At 63.1% G+C, this 15,883-nt stretch carries 16 protein-coding genes and 1 tRNA gene; 10 read left to right on the top strand and 7 right to left on the bottom strand.

Annotation, left to right across the window (positions count from 1 at the left end):
* Window positions 1-72 precede the first annotated feature (72 nt).
* The 6 genes from hisF to IFT57_RS14730 form a co-directional block, all read right to left on the bottom strand.
* On the bottom strand, window positions 73-843 hold the full coding sequence (hisF, locus tag IFT57_RS14755) for an imidazole glycerol phosphate synthase subunit HisF (protein ID WP_043191638.1): 771 nt from the start codon (window positions 841-843) through the stop codon (window positions 73-75).
* A gap of 79 nt (window positions 844-922) precedes the next feature.
* Window positions 923-1,660 (bottom strand): 1-(5-phosphoribosyl)-5-[(5-phosphoribosylamino)methylideneamino]imidazole-4-carboxamide isomerase, encoded by a 738-nt coding sequence (gene hisA / locus IFT57_RS14750; RefSeq protein WP_192151889.1) that lies wholly within the window; start codon window positions 1,658-1,660, stop codon window positions 923-925.
* Between the two features lie 42 nt (window positions 1,661-1,702).
* Complete coding sequence (locus IFT57_RS14745) at window positions 1,703-1,960, bottom strand: DUF2164 domain-containing protein (RefSeq protein WP_122714466.1); 258 nt, start codon at window positions 1,958-1,960, stop codon at window positions 1,703-1,705.
* Complete coding sequence (gene hisH, locus IFT57_RS14740; protein ID WP_192047991.1) at window positions 1,960-2,598, bottom strand: imidazole glycerol phosphate synthase subunit HisH; 639 nt, start codon at window positions 2,596-2,598, stop codon at window positions 1,960-1,962. Before hisH ends, IFT57_RS14745 begins: the two co-directional genes overlap by 1 nt.
* On the bottom strand, window positions 2,598-3,191 hold the full coding sequence (hisB, locus tag IFT57_RS14735) for an imidazoleglycerol-phosphate dehydratase HisB (protein WP_043191647.1): 594 nt from the start codon (window positions 3,189-3,191) through the stop codon (window positions 2,598-2,600). Before hisB ends, hisH begins: the two co-directional genes overlap by 1 nt.
* A 187-nt stretch (window positions 3,192-3,378) precedes the next feature.
* On the bottom strand, window positions 3,379-5,037 hold the full coding sequence (locus IFT57_RS14730) for an OFA family MFS transporter (protein ID WP_192151888.1): 1,659 nt from the start codon (window positions 5,035-5,037) through the stop codon (window positions 3,379-3,381).
* 407 nt (window positions 5,038-5,444) lie between these two features.
* Here IFT57_RS14730 and IFT57_RS14725 point away from each other — a divergent pair, with 407 nt between their 5' ends.
* The 5 genes from IFT57_RS14725 to IFT57_RS14705 all read left to right on the top strand — a co-directional run bounded on the left by IFT57_RS14725 (window position 5,445) and on the right by IFT57_RS14705 (window position 9,638).
* Window positions 5,445-7,673, top strand: a complete 2,229-nt coding sequence (locus IFT57_RS14725; RefSeq protein WP_192151887.1) for an AsmA family protein — start codon at window positions 5,445-5,447, stop codon at window positions 7,671-7,673.
* Window positions 7,670-8,734 carry an A/G-specific adenine glycosylase gene (mutY, locus tag IFT57_RS14720; RefSeq protein WP_192151886.1) on the top strand — a complete coding sequence of 355 codons (1,065 nt, stop codon included), beginning with the start codon at window positions 7,670-7,672 and terminating at the stop codon, window positions 8,732-8,734. Before IFT57_RS14725 ends, mutY begins: the two co-directional genes overlap by 4 nt.
* On the top strand, window positions 8,734-9,006 hold the full coding sequence (locus tag IFT57_RS14715) for an oxidative damage protection protein (RefSeq protein WP_043191657.1): 273 nt from the start codon (window positions 8,734-8,736) through the stop codon (window positions 9,004-9,006). Before mutY ends, IFT57_RS14715 begins: the two co-directional genes overlap by 1 nt.
* A 92-nt stretch (window positions 9,007-9,098) precedes the next feature.
* A tRNA-Phe gene (locus IFT57_RS14710) sits at window positions 9,099-9,174 on the top strand.
* Between the two features lie 242 nt (window positions 9,175-9,416).
* Entirely contained in the window at window positions 9,417-9,638 is a 222-nt protein-coding gene (locus IFT57_RS14705) for a hypothetical protein (protein ID WP_192151885.1), read from the top strand.
* 27 nt (window positions 9,639-9,665) lie between these two features.
* Here the strand turns inward: IFT57_RS14705 and gabP are convergent, their stop codons facing one another.
* Entirely contained in the window at window positions 9,666-11,054 is a 1,389-nt protein-coding gene (gene gabP / locus IFT57_RS14700) for a GABA permease (RefSeq protein ID WP_192151884.1), read from the bottom strand.
* Window positions 11,055-11,644: 590 nt separating this feature from the next.
* Here gabP and IFT57_RS14695 point away from each other — a divergent pair.
* Genes IFT57_RS14695 through IFT57_RS14675 form a run of 5 tightly spaced genes read left to right on the top strand, consistent with a single transcriptional unit; the run spans window position 11,645 to window position 15,808 of the window.
* Window positions 11,645-12,418 (top strand): ABC transporter ATP-binding protein, encoded by a 774-nt coding sequence (locus IFT57_RS14695; protein ID WP_192151883.1) that lies wholly within the window; start codon window positions 11,645-11,647, stop codon window positions 12,416-12,418.
* 15 nt (window positions 12,419-12,433) lie between these two features.
* A complete protein-coding gene (locus IFT57_RS14690; protein WP_122480573.1) occupies window positions 12,434-13,183 on the top strand; it encodes an ABC transporter substrate-binding protein in 750 nt (249 codons plus the stop codon).
* A gap of 56 nt (window positions 13,184-13,239) precedes the next feature.
* On the top strand, window positions 13,240-13,935 hold the full coding sequence (locus IFT57_RS14685; protein ID WP_192151882.1) for an ABC transporter permease: 696 nt from the start codon (window positions 13,240-13,242) through the stop codon (window positions 13,933-13,935).
* Window positions 13,932-14,621, top strand: coding sequence for an ABC transporter permease (locus IFT57_RS14680; RefSeq protein WP_122480575.1), 690 nt, complete (start codon window positions 13,932-13,934; stop codon window positions 14,619-14,621). Before IFT57_RS14685 ends, IFT57_RS14680 begins: the two co-directional genes overlap by 4 nt.
* Window positions 14,606-15,808, top strand: coding sequence for a methyltransferase (locus IFT57_RS14675; protein ID WP_192151881.1), 1,203 nt, complete (start codon window positions 14,606-14,608; stop codon window positions 15,806-15,808). The genes IFT57_RS14680 and IFT57_RS14675 overlap by 16 nt, the downstream gene beginning before the upstream one ends.
* Window positions 15,809-15,883: the final 75 nt, after the last annotated feature.

Below are 15,883 nucleotides of genomic sequence, written 5' to 3'. Positions count from 1 at the left end.
CGTCGGCGGGCAGTGCGGTGAACCTGGCGCAACGCGGTGAGGCCTGACGCGGCTTGCGCCGCTGCTGCAGGGTCAGCGGACCACGATGCCTTGCTTGGCCATGAAGGCCTTGGCCTCGGGCACGGTGTACTCGCCGAAGTGAAAGATACTGGCGGCCAGCACCGCGCTCGCGCCGCCCTGGATCACGCCATCGGCCAGGTGCTGCAGGTTGCCCACCCCGCCGGAAGCGATCACCGGGATGCCCAGTGCGTCGCTGATGGCGCGGGTCACGCCCAGGTCGAAGCCGTTCTTCATGCCGTCCTGGTCCATGCTGGTCAACAGGATCTCACCCGCGCCCAGGCCTTCCATCTTCTGTGCCCATTGCACGGCATCCAGGCCGGTAGGCTTGCGCCCACCGTGGGTGAAGATCTCCCAGCGCGGCTCTTCGCCGGGCCCCGAGACCTTCTTCGCATCGATGGCCACCACGATGCACTGCGAGCCGAAGCGCGAAGCTGCCTCGCCGACGAACTCCGGGTTGAACACCGCAGCCGTGTTGATCGAGACCTTGTCCGCACCGGCATTGAGCAGGTTGCGGATATCCGCCACCGTGCGCACGCCGCCGCCCACGGTCAGGGGAATGAACACCTGGCTGGCCATGCGCTCGACGGTGTGCAGGGTGGTGTCACGGCCATCGACACTGGCGGTGATGTCCAGGAAGGTGATCTCGTCGGCACCCTGCTCGTCGTAGCGCCGGGCGATCTCGACCGGGTCGCCGGCGTCGCGGATGTTCTCGAATTTGACGCCCTTGACCACTCGGCCGTTGTCCACGTCCAGGCAGGGGATGATGCGTTTGGCCAGGGCCATGGGGGTTCTCCGCTAAAGTTGGACCAAGGTGCTGGCGGACGCGGCTTGCGCCGCTGCTACAGGGGGCCGCGTCCAGCCGTTACGCGTTGTACGAATCGCAGAATGCCTGGGCTTCGGCGACGTCCAGGGTCCCTTCGTAGATGGCGCGGCCAGTGATGGCGCCGATGATGCCCGGCGCCTTGGCGTCCAGCAGGGCACGGATGTCGCCCAGGTTGTGGATACCGCCGGAGGCGATCACCGGGATCTTGGTCGCGGCCGCCAGAGCAGCGGTGAAGGGCACGTTGCAGCCCTGCATCATGCCGTCCTTGGCGATGTCGGTGTAGACGATCGCCGCCACGCCATCGGCCTCGAACCGCTTGGCCAGGTCGATGACCTGCACCGTGCTCACTTCGGCCCAGCCGTCGGTGGCGACGAAGCCATCTTTCGCGTCCAGACCAACGATGACCTTGCCGGGGAATGCACGGCAGGCCTCGGCGACGAACTCGGGCTGCTTGACCGCCTTGGTGCCGATGATCACGTAGCTCACGCCGGCCTTGACGTAGTGCTCGATGGTTTCCAGCGAGCGGATGCCGCCGCCGATCTGGATCGGCAGGTGCGGGTAGCGCTTGGCAATGGCAGTGACCACATCGCCATTCACTGGCTGGCCTTCGAAGGCGCCGTTGAGGTCGACCAGGTGCAGGCGACGGCAGCCGCCATCGACCCACTTGGCGGCCATGCTCACCGGATCATCCGAGAACACCGTGGAATCTTCCATGCGGCCCTGGCGCAGGCGCACGCAGGCACCGTCTTTAAGATCGATAGCGGGGATAATCAGCATCTGCAAAAACCTTCGAAGTCGGTGAACGGCGATGCTCGGAAGTCAGTTCTTCTCGAGCGCCCACAGGTCGCTCTCGATGCTTTCGAACCTCTCGCTGAGGTGCGCCTGCACATCGAAAATCGCCCTGTTGTAATAGTGTGGAGCCATTTCGCGGGTGAACAGCTCGAGCACCTCGAGGGCCTCGAACGAACCCAGGTCGAGATCGAAGCGGTCACGCATGAACCGCTTGATCTTCTCGGCCGCTTCGCTCTCCTGCTCCGGCGTCAGGCTAAGAATGGGCGGCTTGCTGGCCTTGGCCATTACCAGCGTCCATCCCAGGCTGCGAAATTCTGCAGCAGCTGCAGGCCATGGGTATGGCTCTTCTCGGGGTGGAACTGCACGGCGAAGCGTGACCCTTCGGCCAGTGCCGCGGCGAAATCACAACCGTAATGGCCGCGCCCCACCACCTGGCCCGGCTTGCCGGCCTCGATGTAATAGCTGTGCACGAAGTAGAAACGCGCCAGGTCGGGAATGTCGTGCCACAGCGGGTGATCCACTGCCTGCTGCACTTCGTTCCAGCCCATGTGCGGGACTTTCAGGTGCTCGCCACCTTCGTGCAGGTCCTTGCCGAAAAAGCGCACCTTGCCGGGAAACACGCCGATGCAGTCGACACCGGCGTTCTCTTCGCTGTGCTCCATCAAGGCCTGCATGCCAACACAGATACCCAGGAAGGGCCGGTCCTGACTGACTTCGCGCACCAGCGCATCGAAGCCCAGGCGACGGATTTCAGCCATGCAGTCGCGAATGGCGCCGACACCGGGAAAGACCACGCGGTCGGCTTCACGAATGACATTGGCGTCACTGGTGATCAGCACCTTGCCGGCACCGACATGCTCCAGAGCCTTGGCCACGGAGTGCAGGTTGCCCATGCCGTAGTCGATTACCGCGACGGTCTGCATCAGAGCACGCCCTTGGTCGACGGCATCTGCCCAGCCATGCGTTCGTCAACCGCGACGGCCATGCGCAGCGCGCGGCCGAAAGCCTTGAACACGGTTTCGATCTGGTGATGGGTGTTGTGCCCACGCAGGTTGTCGATGTGCAGGGAGACGTTGGCGTGGTTGACGAAGCCCTGGAAGAACTCCTGGAACAGGTCGACATCGAAGCCGCCAACGGTGGCGCGGGTGTAGGGCACGTGCATCTGCAGGCCGGGGCGGCCGGAGAAGTCGATGACCACGCGCGACAGCGCTTCGTCCAGCGGGACGTAGGCGTGGCCGTAGCGAAAGATGCCTTTCTTGTCGCCGATGGCCTTGGCGAATGCCTGGCCCAAGGTGATGCCGACGTCCTCCACGGTGTGGTGGTCGTCGATGTGCAGGTCGCCCTTGCACTCGATGTCCAGGTCGATCAGCCCGTGCCGGGCGATCTGGTCAAGCATGTGCTCAAGAAAAGGAACGCCGATATCGAATCGGGCCTTTCCGGTGCCATCCAGGTTGATCGAGGCTTTGATCTGGGTTTCCAGAGTGTTGCGCTCGACGAACGCGATACGTTCGGCCATCACCAGCTCCGCAAAATCGTTGGGCGAAAAAGGTGATCATTATAGGCACGCAGGCGGGAAACGGGAACAGAAGAGGGGGGAAAGGATGATCTGCGGTGGCCTTTTCGCGGCCGATGACCGCTCCTACGGGATGCCGTAGGAGCGGTCAGTGGCCGCGAACGGGCCACCGCCGATTCAAGCATCTACATCAGTGAAACAGCACCGCCGTCTTCTGCAGGGTCACCCACACACCCCACGCCAACGGAATGCCCACGGCCAGCCAGGCAGCGATGGCCAGTGGCTTGGAAGCCGGATTGGCCTTCCACTCCAGCACGGTCGTGCCGTCTGCACCTTTGTCATGGCCCAGCGCCTGCTCGGCCTTGAGCTCGGCATCGGTCATGAAGTACTTGTCGGCCACCGGACGCACCAGCGCGTTGCAGATGAAACCTAGCACCAGCAAACCGGAGAGGATGTACAACGTGGTGTCGTACACGGCCGCGCGGGGAACGCCCTGCGCCAGTTGGTAGTCACGCAGGTTGGTCACCAGCACCGGACCCAGCACACCGGCCACGGCCCATGCGGTCAACAGGCGACCGTGGATGGCGCCGACCATCTGCGTGCCGAACAGGTCGGCCAGGTAGGCCGGAACCGTGGCGAAGCCGCCGCCGTACATCGACAGCACGATGCAGAAGGCTGCCACGAACAGCGCGATGCTGCCCGAATGACCCAGGGTCGGTACCGAGGCGTACAGTGCCACGCCCAGGGCGAAGAACACGAAGTAGGTCACCTTGCGGCCGATGTAGTCGGAGAACGAAGCCCAGAAGAAGCGCCCACCGATGTTGAACAGGCTGAGCAAGCCGGTGAAGCCCGCCGCGATGGCAGCGATCTGCGCCAGTTGCGCCGAGTCCAACTGGTTGAACGCCAGGTCCACGCCCAGCAGCTTGCCGCCGAACACTTCCTGCAGCAGCGGCGAAGCCATGCCGAGGATGCCGATACCTGCGGAAACGTTGAGGCACAGTACCAGCCACACCAGGGCGAACTGAGGGGTCTTCCAGGCCACGTTCACGTGTACGTGGCGGTTGGTGATCATGCCCTTGGCCTTCTTCGCCGGAGCGACGTAGCCTTCAGGCTTCCAACCGGTAGGCGGTACGCGGTAGGACAATGCGCCGCCGATCATGAAGACGAAGTAGATCGCCGCCATCACCAGGAAGCTCTGCCACACGCCGACGCCGGTAGGCGAGGCGAAATGGCCCATCAGGACCGCTGCCAGCGGTGCACCCACCATGGCGCCGCCACCGAAGCCCATGATCGCCATGCCGGTAGCCATGCCGCGCTTGTCCGGGAACCACTTGATCAGGGTCGATACCGGGGAAATGTAACCAAGACCCAGGCCGATACCGCCGATCACGCCCGAGCCCAGCCACATCAGCCAGATCTGGTGGGTGTAGATACCCAACGCGGAAATGACCAGACCACCGCACCAGCACAGTGCCGAAACCACCCCGGCCTTGCGCGGCCCGGCGTGCTCCAGCCAGCCACCCCAGATGGCCGCCGAGCAGCCCAGGAAGATGAAGAACAGTGTGTAGATCCAGCTCAGCATCGACACCGACCAATCACAGGACGATGAAAACACCTGGCTGAAGAAGCTCATGTCGGGCGCGCACGCCACTGGCGCGGTGATACCGATCGCCTTGGACAATGGCAGCCAGAAAACCGAAAAACCGTATGCCATGCCGATGCACAAGTGAATGGCCAACGCTGCTGGTGGAACCAGCCAGCGGTTGAAGCCAGGCTTGGCGATGATCCGCTCCTTGGACAGGAATCCTGGCTGGGCACCCACGCCGCCGCCCGAAAGACTACTGCTCATTTTGTAACCCCCGTTGATTTTTGTAGTTCAGCTGTCTGCACACAAATGCGCCCACATTCTTCACGCGCGTTGGCGATCGATTGTTTTATCGGCAGCACTTGGCAAATCGCGACATAAAGTCGCAGCGGACAGTTGAAGGGGCGGAGATTACCACTAGATGTAACCAATGGAAGCAAACTGCTATCCCTTTATTGCGATGAACTGCCGGGTGGTTGGCAAAATCCTCCTGAATGGCTCTGCAGTCGCCTGGCGAACCGGTGAAACCCGCGGCCCAAAGCGCTTGGGCTACCCGGATGAAGCGGCCATCGGTACCCAGTGAAATGGCACCGACGGACCGCCAACATCGCCAGTCGCACAACGTTATACTCTCCCGCTAACTTCCAAAATTCGGACTAAAGGACTCGCCCATGAAAGCGTTCGGCAAAATCCTCGGCCTGTGCATTCTCGGTCTGTTGTTGATTCTGGTGGCCCTGGGCTTCGCCCTCACCCACCTGTTCGACCCCAACGACTACAAGGACGAGATTCGCCAACTGGCACGGGACAAGGCTCACGTCGAGCTGACCCTCAACGGGGACATCGGCTGGAGCCTGTTCCCATGGCTGGGTCTGGAACTGCATGACGCCAGCGTGGCCACCCTCGCCAACCCCAAGGCACCCTTCGCCGACCTGCAGATGCTCGGGCTGTCCGTGCGCGTGCTGCCGCTGCTGCGCAAGGAAGTGCAGATGAGCGACGTACGGGTCGAAGGCCTGAACCTGTCCCTGGAACGTGATGCCAACGGCCACGGCAACTGGGAAGACATCGGCAAGCCGCTGCCCGCCACCACGGCCGACGCCACCGACCCGAACGCACCGGCAGTCACCGAGCCGGGCAAACCGCAGGCACCCTCGCGCCCGGTCAAGCTCGACATCGACAGCCTGACCGTGAACAACGCCCGCGTGCAGTACAACGACGTGCGCACAGGCCGCATGTACACCGCCGAAAGCATCCAGCTGAGCACCGGCGCCGTCCATGAAGGCGCGGACATTCCGCTGAAACTGACCGCTTTCCTGGGCACCAACCAGCCGGTCGTGCGGGCCCGTACCGAGCTTGCCGGCGAGCTTCGCTTCGACCGCGTGCTCAAGCGCTACCAGCTCGAAGACATGCGCCTGAGCGGTGAAGCCTCGGGCGACCCGCTGCAGGGTAAGACCGTGAACTTCAGCGCGCAGGGGCAGTTGCTGCTCGACCAGTCCGCCAACGTCGCCGAATGGACCGGCCTCAAGCTGGCCGCCAATCAGCTGCGCGCGCTGGGCGAACTGCGCGTGCGCAATCTGGACAGCGACCCTCAGCTCACCGGCGGCCTGTCGATTGCCGAGTTCGACCTGCGCGCCTTCTTCGACGGCATCGGCCAACCGCTGCCGGCGATGGCACCGGGCAGCCTGGGCAAGTTCGAGCTGGTCAGCCGCCTGCAGGGCACCCGCGACAGCCTTGGCCTGGAGGACCTGACGCTGAAACTGGACGACAGCACCTTCACCGGCCGCATCGCCGTAGAGGATTTTGCCCGCCAGGCCCTGCGCCTGCAGCTCAAGGGCGACACCTTCAACGCCGACCGCTACCTGCCGGCCAAGACCGAAAAGGCCGCCAATGCCAGCGCGGCGCGTCAGGCCGAAGTGCAGAACAGCGAAGCGGCCGCAGTCGCCTCGGGCGAATCACCGCTGCCGGAGCCCCCGACCCGCGGCGCCTGGAGCGATGACCGCCTGCTGCCCGTGGAGCGTCTGCGCGCCCTGGACGTGCAGGCCGACCTGACCATTGGCCAACTGACCCTGAAGGGCCTGCCTGTGCACAACGCCACCCTCAAGGCTCAGGGCCAGGGCGGCATGCTGACCCTGCAGACTCTGGCAGGCGGCCTCTACAACGGCAGCTTCAACACCCAGGGCACGCTCGACGTGCGCCCGGACATGCCGCTGCTGGCGTTGCAGACACGCATCGACAAGGTGCCCGTTGAAAACTTCATCAAGACGCAGAACGCCAACCCACCGCTGCGCGGCCTGTTGAACCTCAACAGCAACCTCAGCGGTTCAGGCAACAGCCAGAAGGCCCTGGTCGAATCGCTCAACGGTACCGCCAGCTTCGTCCTCAACGACGGCGTGCTGGTCAACGCCAACCTCGAGCAGCAGATCTGCCGCGGCATCTCGGTGCTCAATCGCAAAACGCTCAACGGCGAACCGCGTGGCAAGGACACGCCGTTCAAGGAGCTCAAGGGCAGCCTGGTGTTTCGCAACGGCGTGGCCAGCAACCAGGACCTGCTCGTGCGCATCCCCGGCCTGACCGTGAAGGGCAACGGCGATGTCGATCTGCGCGTGCTGGGCATGGACTACCGCATTGGTGTGGTGGTCGACGGCGAACAAGGCACCAGCGCCGACCCGGCCTGCCAGGTGGGCGAGCGCTTCGTCGGCGTCGAGCTGCCGCTGCGCTGCCGCGGCCCGCTGGAGATGGGCGCCAAGGCCTGCCGTATCGACCGTGACGGCTTGGGCCAGGTCGCCGCCAAGCTGGCCGGCGACCGTATTCGCGACAAGATCGACGAGAAGCTCGAAGAAAAACTGGGCGACAAGGTCGATCCAAAACTCAAAGACGCATTGCGAGGTCTGTTCAACCGATGAGCCCCGAGCAGTTTTCCAGCGCCGTGCTGGAATGGTACGACCGCAATGGCCGGCATGATCTGCCCTGGCAGCAGGGCATCAACCCGTACCGGGTATGGGTGTCGGAAATCATGCTGCAGCAGACCCAGGTCAGCACGGTGCTGAATTACTTCGACCGCTTCATGGCCGCGCTGCCCACGGTGCAGGCGCTGGCCGAGGCGCCGGAAGACGAAGTGCTGCACCTGTGGACCGGGCTGGGCTACTACACCCGCGCGCGCAACCTGCAGAAAACCGCGAAAATCGTGATGAGCGAGCACGGCGGCGAGTTTCCCCGCGACGTGGAGAAGCTGGTCGAGCTGCCCGGTATCGGCCTGTCCACGGCCGGGGCCATCGCCAGCATCAGCATGGGCCTGCGCGCGCCGATCCTCGACGGCAACGTCAAGCGCGTGCTTGCCCGCTACACCGCGCAGGAAGGCTACCCAGGCGAGCCGAAGGTGGCCAAGGCGCTGTGGGCCACCGCCGAGCGCCTGACCCCGCAGACTCGGGTGAACCACTACACCCAGGCAATGATGGATCTGGGCGCCACGCTGTGCACCCGCAGCAAGCCCAGCTGCCTGCTGTGCCCGCTGGAAAAGAGCTGTGAAGCGCACATGCTCGGCCTGGAAATCCGCTACCCGATACCCAAGCCGCGCAAGACCATTCCGCAACGCGCGACAATGATGCCCCTGCTCGCCAACCGCGACGGCGCCATCCTGCTCTACCGCAGGCCCTCGACAGGCCTGTGGGGCGGCCTGTGGAGCCTTCCCCAGCTCGACGACCTGAGTGACCTCGACCACCTTGCCGATCAACACGCACTGCACCTGCTGGGTCGCCGCCAGTTGCCGGCCCTGACGCACACCTTCAGCCACTTCCAGCTGGCCATCGACCCCTGGCTGGTGCAGGTCGAGCAGACCGCCCACCACGTGGCCGAGGCCGACTGGCTCTGGTATAACCTCGCCACACCGCCGCGCCTGGGCCTCGCAGCCCCGGTGAAGAAGCTGCTGCAACACGCAGCCGACGCCTTGAACGCAGGAGATCTGTAATGACCCGCACCGTACTGTGCCGCAAGTACAAAGAAGAACTGCCTGGCCTGGAACGCCCCCCCTACCCCGGCGCCAAGGGCGAAGACATCTACAACCACGTCTCCCAGCAAGCCTGGGGCGACTGGCAGAAACACCAGACGCTGCTGATCAACGAGCGCCGCCTGAACATGATGAACGCCGAAGACCGCAAATTCCTCCAGGGCGAAATGGACAAGTACCTGTCCGGCGAGGAATACGCCAAGGCCGACGGCTACGTACCACCCGCCGAATAACCCAGCAAAATCGTAAGCGACGGTAATGATTAAAATTTTTTTCGACATCACGCTTGACGACCCGTCGAAAAACCAGTTTAATGCGCCCCGTTGCCCAGATAGCTCAGTCGGTAGAGCAGGGGATTGAAAATCCCCGTGTCGGCGGTTCGATTCCGTCTCTGGGCACCACTAATACCGAGAAACCCCTGAATTGAAAGATTCAGGGGTTTTTTATTGGGCGGGATTTGGGGCTGGGTGGCTTCCCTGTACCCCTGCCATGCTCACACATGCTGTTACCTCTCGAACCTATTCACGTCTGCACCCCGGCAGGCTCATCGGCTATCTTTCAGGCTTTGCGCTTATCTCTCGATAAACACCGGGAGCCACCCAACGATCAAAGGACGGATCAAGAGCAAGCACACGGAGTCAGCATGCATGCCGATCAAAAGTCCGAACACCTCTCGCCCGCCGTGGAGTCAATCGGCGAGGAGTCAGCCATGACCTCGAAGAGGCAGGCGTTTCTCAACCACCTTGCCTTATGCCGGCGGAAGGTCGAGCAGTGGCCGGAATGGAAACAGGCGTTCCTCAAACCACCTGCCAAGGCGCGGACAAGCGATTCCGAAGCGAAGGCACTGGATAACTTGAGCGGCTGACACGCCGAGCCAGGCATGCTTGCNCGATCAGCGACCGAGCGCCACGCGCGCGTTACCGGCCTTGCGGCGGCTGGAAACGATCAAGCCCGCAACCACGACCGCGATGGCCAAGCCACCGGTGGCGAGGATTTCCACGCGGTGGTCTTCGCGAAGGGCCATGGTGGTGAGCACCGCGACGATGAACAGGATGACCAGGTAGGTGAGGCCGGGGAACAGCCACATCTTGAAGTCGATCTTCTCACCGGCCAACTCGCGCTTGCGGCGCATGCGCAGTTGCGACACGGCGATCACCAGATACACCAGCAGCGCGATGGCGCCGGAGGTAGCCAGCAGGAAGTCGAACACCGCCGCTGGGGCGACGTAGTTGGCGATCACGGCCACGAACGCGGCTGCGGTAGACATCAGCACGGCCACCGACGGGGTACCGGACTTCGAGGTTTTCTGCGCGGCAGCAGGCGCGTCGCCGCGCTTGCTGAGGGAGAACAGCATGCGCGACGCGGTGTACAGCGCCGAGTTCAGGCAGCTGGTCACGGCAACCAATACCACGATGTCGACGATCAGCTTGGCGTTGGGGATGCCGATCAGCTCGAGAACGGTCTGATACGAGCCCAGCTCGGCCAGACGCGGGTCGTTCCAGGGCACCAGGGCCACCACCAGGAAAATCGAAACCAGATAGAACAGGAAGATCCGCCAGATCACCGAGTTGGTGGCCTTGGAAATCTGCTGACCTGGGTTCTTCGATTCGGCGGCGGCGATGGTGACGATCTCGGTACCCATGAACGAGAACATGGTGGTCAGCATGGCGGCGACGACGGCACCCAGCCCGTTGGGCATGAAGCCCATGGTATCTGTGAGGTGGCTGACACCGCTGACCTGGCTGTTGGGCATGAAGCCGAACACGGCGCCCAGGCCAACGACGATGAAGGCAATGATTGCCAGCACCTTGATCAGCGCGAACCAGAATTCGAATTCACCGTAGTTCTTCACGCTGAACAGGTTGGTCACCGTCAGCACCAGGGTGATCAACAATGCGAACACCCAATGCGACACGCCAGGAATCCAGGCATGCAGGATCGAGGCGGCGGCGTTGGCTTCCAGCGGAATCACCAGCACCCAGAACCACCAGTACAACCAGCCGATGGAAAAACCGGCCCAGTGACCGATGGCACGGTCGGCGTAGGTGGAAAACGATCCGGTATCCGGCGAGGCAACGGCCATTTCACCGAGCATGCGCATGACCAGCACCACCAGGCTGCCGGCAGCAGCATAGGCCAGTAGCACAGCAGGGCCAGCAGCGGCGATGGCGTGCCCGGAACCTACGAACAGGCCGGCACCAATGACACCGGCGATCGACAACATAGTTACATGACGCGGCTTGAGTCCCTGAGCGAGACCTGTGGAATTCTGCGTACTCATAAAACTACCTTTGCGAAGAATAGCGTTCTGTCCGGCGGTGATCGCGAGCCTTGTGCAAAGTCCGCTACACCCCGTTCCTTATCTTTTACGCAAAAATTGCGCCAAATTGTACCAAGGTATATCCTGCCGCCCTGAAACGGACCTCTCGGCCATTCGTGCCAACAGATTGAATCTGTTGAGGTTTGCTTCGCGAGCTGAGACGCATTACCGAACTACTCAGCGTGGGGCGATATGCCGCACCAAAAAACGACGTCGGTAACACCTTCGCACAAAAACAGTGCAACCTAAAGGCGCAACTTTTGCATGGGCACTGCGTGGCTCAGGTGCAACTTCGTGCGACCTCCCTCTTATCGAGTTGCCACATTCAAGCCGCATTCGCGCTTTATTCCTCTGGGCAAAACTGGCAACATCGCGCCTTTTTTATCGCGCCCTGCCCGTCCGACGTCCCTGCTGCGGTGCCTTCGCACATCGCGCCAAGCAGATCGGACACAAGCTGCAAGTCCAGCCTCGCCATCCGCGCTATGCTAGCTTTGCGCTTCGCTGTTCACTTTGGTGACGGCAGGCCGCACCCGCCTATATGAGGACCGCACATGGCTCAGGCCACGCCCGCTCTGGAAATCCGTAACCTGCACAAGCGCTACGGTGCACTGGACGTGCTCAAGGGCATATCGCTGGCCGCCAATGACGGCGCGGTGATTTCCATCCTCGGTTCGTCCGGCTCCGGCAAGTCGACCCTGCTGCGCTGCATCAACCTGCTGGAAAACCCCCATCAGGGCGAGATCCTGGTGGCCGGTGAAGCACTCAAGCTCAAGGCCGCCCGCAACGGCGAGCTCATTGCTGCCGACAGCCGCCAGATCAACCGGCTGCGCAGCCAGATCGGTTTCGTCTTCCAGAATTTCAACCTGTGGCCGCACATGAGCGTGCTCGACAACATCATCGAGGCGCCGCGCCGCGTGCTGGGGCAAAGCCGCGCCGAAGCGATCGAAGTGGCCGAGTCGCTGCTGGCCAAGGTGGGTATCGCCGACAAGCGCCACGCCTATCCGAACGAGCTTTCCGGCGGCCAGCAACAACGTGCAGCGATTGCCCGCACCCTGGCCATGCAGCCCAAGGTTATTCTGTTCGACGAGCCAACCTCGGCGCTGGACCCGGAAATGGTCCAGGAGGTGCTCGCGGTTATTCGCAACCTGGCCGAAGAAGGCCGTACCATGCTGCTGGTGACACACGAGATGGGCTTTGCCCGGCAGGTCTCCAGCGAGGTGGTGTTTCTGCATCAAGGTCTGGTGGAAGAGCAGGGTACGCCCGAGCAAGTATTCGACAACCCCTTGTCGGCGCGCTGCAGGCAGTTCATGTCCAGCAACCGCTAACGGAGCAATAACAATATGAGCATGAAGAAAATCTTCCTGGCGGTTGCCGCCACACTGCTGGTCAACGGCGCCGCCATGGCTGCCGAAAAACTGAAAATGGGCGTGGAAGCGGCCTACCCACCGTTCAACAACAAGGACACCAGCGGCCAGGTCGTGGGCTTCGACGTCGACATCGGCAAGGCCCTGTGCGCCAAGATGGAAGTGGAGTGCGAAATCGTCACCTCCGACTGGGACGGCATCATTCCCGCACTGCAGTCACAGAAGTTCGACTTCCTGGTGTCGTCGATGTCGATCACCCCCGAGCGCTCGGAAGTGGTCGACTTCACCAACCCCTACTACAGCAACAAGCTGCAGTTCATTGCCAAGAAGGGCGATGACTTCAAGACCGACGGCGACAGCCTCAAGGGCAAAGTCATCGGCGCCCAGCGCGCGACCCTGTCCGGCACCTGGCTGGAAGACAAGTACGGCATGGATGTCGACCTCAAGCTGTACGACACCTCTGAAAACGCCTTTCTCGACCTGAGCAGCGGCCGCCTCGACGCCATTTTGGCCGACAAGTACGCCAGCTACGACTGGCTCAAGAGCGATGCCGGCAAGAATTTCGAATTCAAGGGCGACGCGGTCGAGCAAAGCGACAAGATCGGCATCGCCGTGCGCAAGGGCGATGCCCTGCGCGACAAGCTGAATGCCGCGCTGCAGGAAATCATTGCCGACGGTACCTACAAGAAGATCAACGACAAGTACTTCCCTTTCAGCATCCTCTGACAGCCCGGCGGGCGTTGGCCTACATGGCCGATGCCCGCCCCTGAACAAGCCTGCCCATGAACATCGATCTCTATGGCTTCGGCCCTGCGCTTGCCGCAGGCGCGCTGATGACCGTCAAACTGGCCCTCAGCGCTCTGTGCCTGGGGCTGCTGCTGGGCCTCGCCGGTGCCCTGGCGAAAACCTCTGGCAACCGCCCCCTGCAATGGCTCGGCGGTTTCTACTCGACGCTGGTACGCGGCATTCCCGAATTGCTGTGGGTGTTGCTGATCTACTTCGGCACCGTCAACGGCCTGCGCAGCATCGGCCTGACGCTGGGCGTCGGCAGCCTGGAACTCAGCCCCTTCGCCGCCGGCGTCATCGCCTTGGGCCTGTGCTTCGGCGCCTACGCCACTGAAGTGTTCCGCGGCGCCATCCTGGCCATCCCCAAGGGCCACCGCGAAGCCGGCCTGGCCCTGGGCCTGAGCACCTCGCGCATCTTCATCCGCCTGGTGCTGCCGCAGATGTGGCGCATCGCCCTGCCAGGGCTGGGTAATCTGTTTCTGATTCTGATGAAGGACACCGCACTGGTGTCCGTCATCAGCCTGGAAGAGATCATGCGCAACGCGCAGAACGCCGTCACCGTCAGCAAACAGCCGTTCACCTTCTATATGGTTGCCGCACTGATGTACCTGAGCCTCACCGTGGTCGCCATGGTTGCCCTGCACTTCATGGAGAAACGCGCCGCGCGCGGCTTCGCGAGGGCTTCGCAATGAACTGGGAAGTGATCATCAAGTGGCTGCCGCGGCTGATGCAAGGCGCCACCCTGACCCTGGAGCTGGTGGCCATCGCGGTACTCGCCGGGCTCATTCTGGCCATCCCGCTGGGCATCGCCCGCACCTCGAAGAAGTGGTACATCAGCGGCCTGCCGTACGCCTACATCTTCTTCTTTCGCGGCACCCCGCTGCTGGTGCAGCTGTTTCTGGTGTACTACGGGCTGGCGCAGTTCGACGCGGTGCGCGAGAGCAGCCTGTGGCCGTACCTTCGCAGCCCGTTCTGGTGCGCCGCCGGGACCATGACCCTGCACACTGCCGCCTATATCGCAGAAATCCTGCGCGGCGCGCTGCAAGCCATACCCAAGGGCGAGATCGAAGCCGCCCGCGCCCTCGGCATGTCGCGCAGCAAAGCCCTGCTGCACATCATGCTGCCACGCGCCGCGCGCATCGGCCTGCCGGCCTACAGCAATGAAGTGATCCTGATGCTCAAGGCCAGCTCGCTAGCCAGCACCGTCACCCTGCTGGAACTCACCGGCATGGCCCGCACGATCATCGCCCGCACCTACCTGCCGGTGGAAATCTTCTTCGCCGCCGGCATGTTCTACCTGGCCATGTCGTTCGTGCTGGTGCAGGGCTTCAAACTGCTCGAGCGCTGGCTGCGCGTGGACGCGTGCCAGGGCCGCTGACCCTGCAAGGCGACCAGCTGCGTGAACGCTTTCACGCACTGGACGCCTTTCTGGCTGACCACGTCGACCTGTGGCGGCCCAAGCCCTTCACCCAATTGACCTTACCTTGGGAAGCGAAACTTCCCGAGCTCGCCAATTGGCTGCGCGCCCGCACCCTGGCCGAGGCCGAGGCTGTGCATAACTCGCTGCTGGACCTGGACGCCCCAGCGCCCTTTCATGCTTTAGCCCAGCAGGCGCATGCGCTGGCCGTGGTAGGTCCGCTGCCGACCAGTTTTTTGCCCACTGCGCGCCACCGCCTCAACGTCGATGTACCCGGCCGCAAGTGGCAACAGATCGAAGCCTTCGCCGCCGCCCTGCCCTTCGCAAACTCCACCAGCCACTGGCTGGACTGGTGCGCCGGCAAAGGTCACCTCGGTCGACGCCTGCTGCGCGACGGCCAGCAACTCACCTGCCTGGAACACGACCCGGCACTGGTGGCCAGCGGCGCCCAGCTCAGCGCCCATCACGTCTTGCCCGCCCAGCACCAACTGCAAGACGTCATGGCCGACGACCTGCGTCTGCCAGCCTTTAGCACACCCGTCGCCCTGCACGCCTGCGGCGACCTGCACGTCCAGCTCATGCACCGCGCCACCCAGGCAGGTTGCCAACACCTGGCCTTCGCACCCTGCTGCTACAACCGCACCCTCGGCGCCTATCGCCAACTGTGCGCCGAACCCTCGGCGCTCTCCCTGACCCTCGAAGACCTCGGCCTGCCCCTCGAAGCCACCGTCACCGCTGGCGCCCGCGTGCGCCGCCAGCGTGACCACTCCATGGCCCGCCGCCTGGCCTTCGACCTGCTGCAGCGCGAACAACGCGGCATCGACCACTACCTGCCCTGCCCCTCCCTGCCCGCCGCCTGGCTGGACAAACCCTTCGCCGACTACTGCCGCGAGCTGGCAGCGCTGCAGAGCGTGCCTATCGGGCATGGCGTGAATTTCGATGAGCTTGAAGCGCGCGGCTGGCAACGACTTGCCCAAGTCCGCAACCTAGAGCTACTGCGCGGCTTGTTTCGCAAGCCCTTGGAACTGTGGCTGGTGCTCGACCGCGCCCTGTACCTGCAAGAGCGCCGGTACACAGCACAGGTCGGCACCTTCTGCCTGGAAAGCTTGACCCCACGCAATCTGATGATTATCGCTGACCGCCTCTAAAGCGTGCGCAACCTGTGGATAACTCTGTGGGTAGAAATGTCGCACGGCGCGCCGGGTCGGCGTTTGAACGCCAGA

Origin of the sequence: Pseudomonas sp. CFBP 13719, assembly GCF_014842095.1 — a bacterium.
In the GTDB taxonomy this organism is placed as follows: domain Bacteria; phylum Pseudomonadota; class Gammaproteobacteria; order Pseudomonadales; family Pseudomonadaceae; genus Aquipseudomonas.
Note: the sequence above shows the minus strand (reverse complement) of the source record. Positions and strands in the feature narration are given on the sequence as shown.

What these genes read in the sequence shown, in the direction of transcription:
- IFT57_RS14685 (WP_192151882.1), top strand. Translation starts at nt 13,240, where the DNA reads ATGAACATCGATCTCTATGGCTTCGGCCCTGCGCTTGCCGCAGGCGCG.
- gabP (WP_192151884.1), bottom strand. Translation starts at nt 11,054, where the DNA reads ATGAGTACGCAGAATTCCACAGGTCTCGCTCAGGGACTCAAGCCGCGT.
- IFT57_RS14725 (WP_192151887.1), top strand. Translation starts at nt 5,445, where the DNA reads ATGAAAGCGTTCGGCAAAATCCTCGGCCTGTGCATTCTCGGTCTGTTG.
- IFT57_RS14690 (WP_122480573.1), top strand. Translation starts at nt 12,434, where the DNA reads ATGAGCATGAAGAAAATCTTCCTGGCGGTTGCCGCCACACTGCTGGTC.
- IFT57_RS14715 (WP_043191657.1), top strand. Translation starts at nt 8,734, where the DNA reads ATGACCCGCACCGTACTGTGCCGCAAGTACAAAGAAGAACTGCCTGGC.
- IFT57_RS14705 (WP_192151885.1), top strand. Translation starts at nt 9,417, where the DNA reads ATGCATGCCGATCAAAAGTCCGAACACCTCTCGCCCGCCGTGGAGTCA.
- hisB (WP_043191647.1), bottom strand. Translation starts at nt 3,191, where the DNA reads ATGGCCGAACGTATCGCGTTCGTCGAGCGCAACACTCTGGAAACCCAG.
- IFT57_RS14745 (WP_122714466.1), bottom strand. Translation starts at nt 1,960, where the DNA reads ATGGCCAAGGCCAGCAAGCCGCCCATTCTTAGCCTGACGCCGGAGCAG.
- IFT57_RS14730 (WP_192151888.1), bottom strand. Translation starts at nt 5,037, where the DNA reads ATGAGCAGTAGTCTTTCGGGCGGCGGCGTGGGTGCCCAGCCAGGATTC.
- IFT57_RS14680 (WP_122480575.1), top strand. Translation starts at nt 13,932, where the DNA reads ATGAACTGGGAAGTGATCATCAAGTGGCTGCCGCGGCTGATGCAAGGC.
- IFT57_RS14695 (WP_192151883.1), top strand. Translation starts at nt 11,645, where the DNA reads ATGGCTCAGGCCACGCCCGCTCTGGAAATCCGTAACCTGCACAAGCGC.
- mutY (WP_192151886.1), top strand. Translation starts at nt 7,670, where the DNA reads ATGAGCCCCGAGCAGTTTTCCAGCGCCGTGCTGGAATGGTACGACCGC.
- hisA (WP_192151889.1), bottom strand. Translation starts at nt 1,660, where the DNA reads ATGCTGATTATCCCCGCTATCGATCTTAAAGACGGTGCCTGCGTGCGC.
- hisH (WP_192047991.1), bottom strand. Translation starts at nt 2,598, where the DNA reads ATGCAGACCGTCGCGGTAATCGACTACGGCATGGGCAACCTGCACTCC.
- hisF (WP_043191638.1), bottom strand. Translation starts at nt 843, where the DNA reads ATGGCCCTGGCCAAACGCATCATCCCCTGCCTGGACGTGGACAACGGC.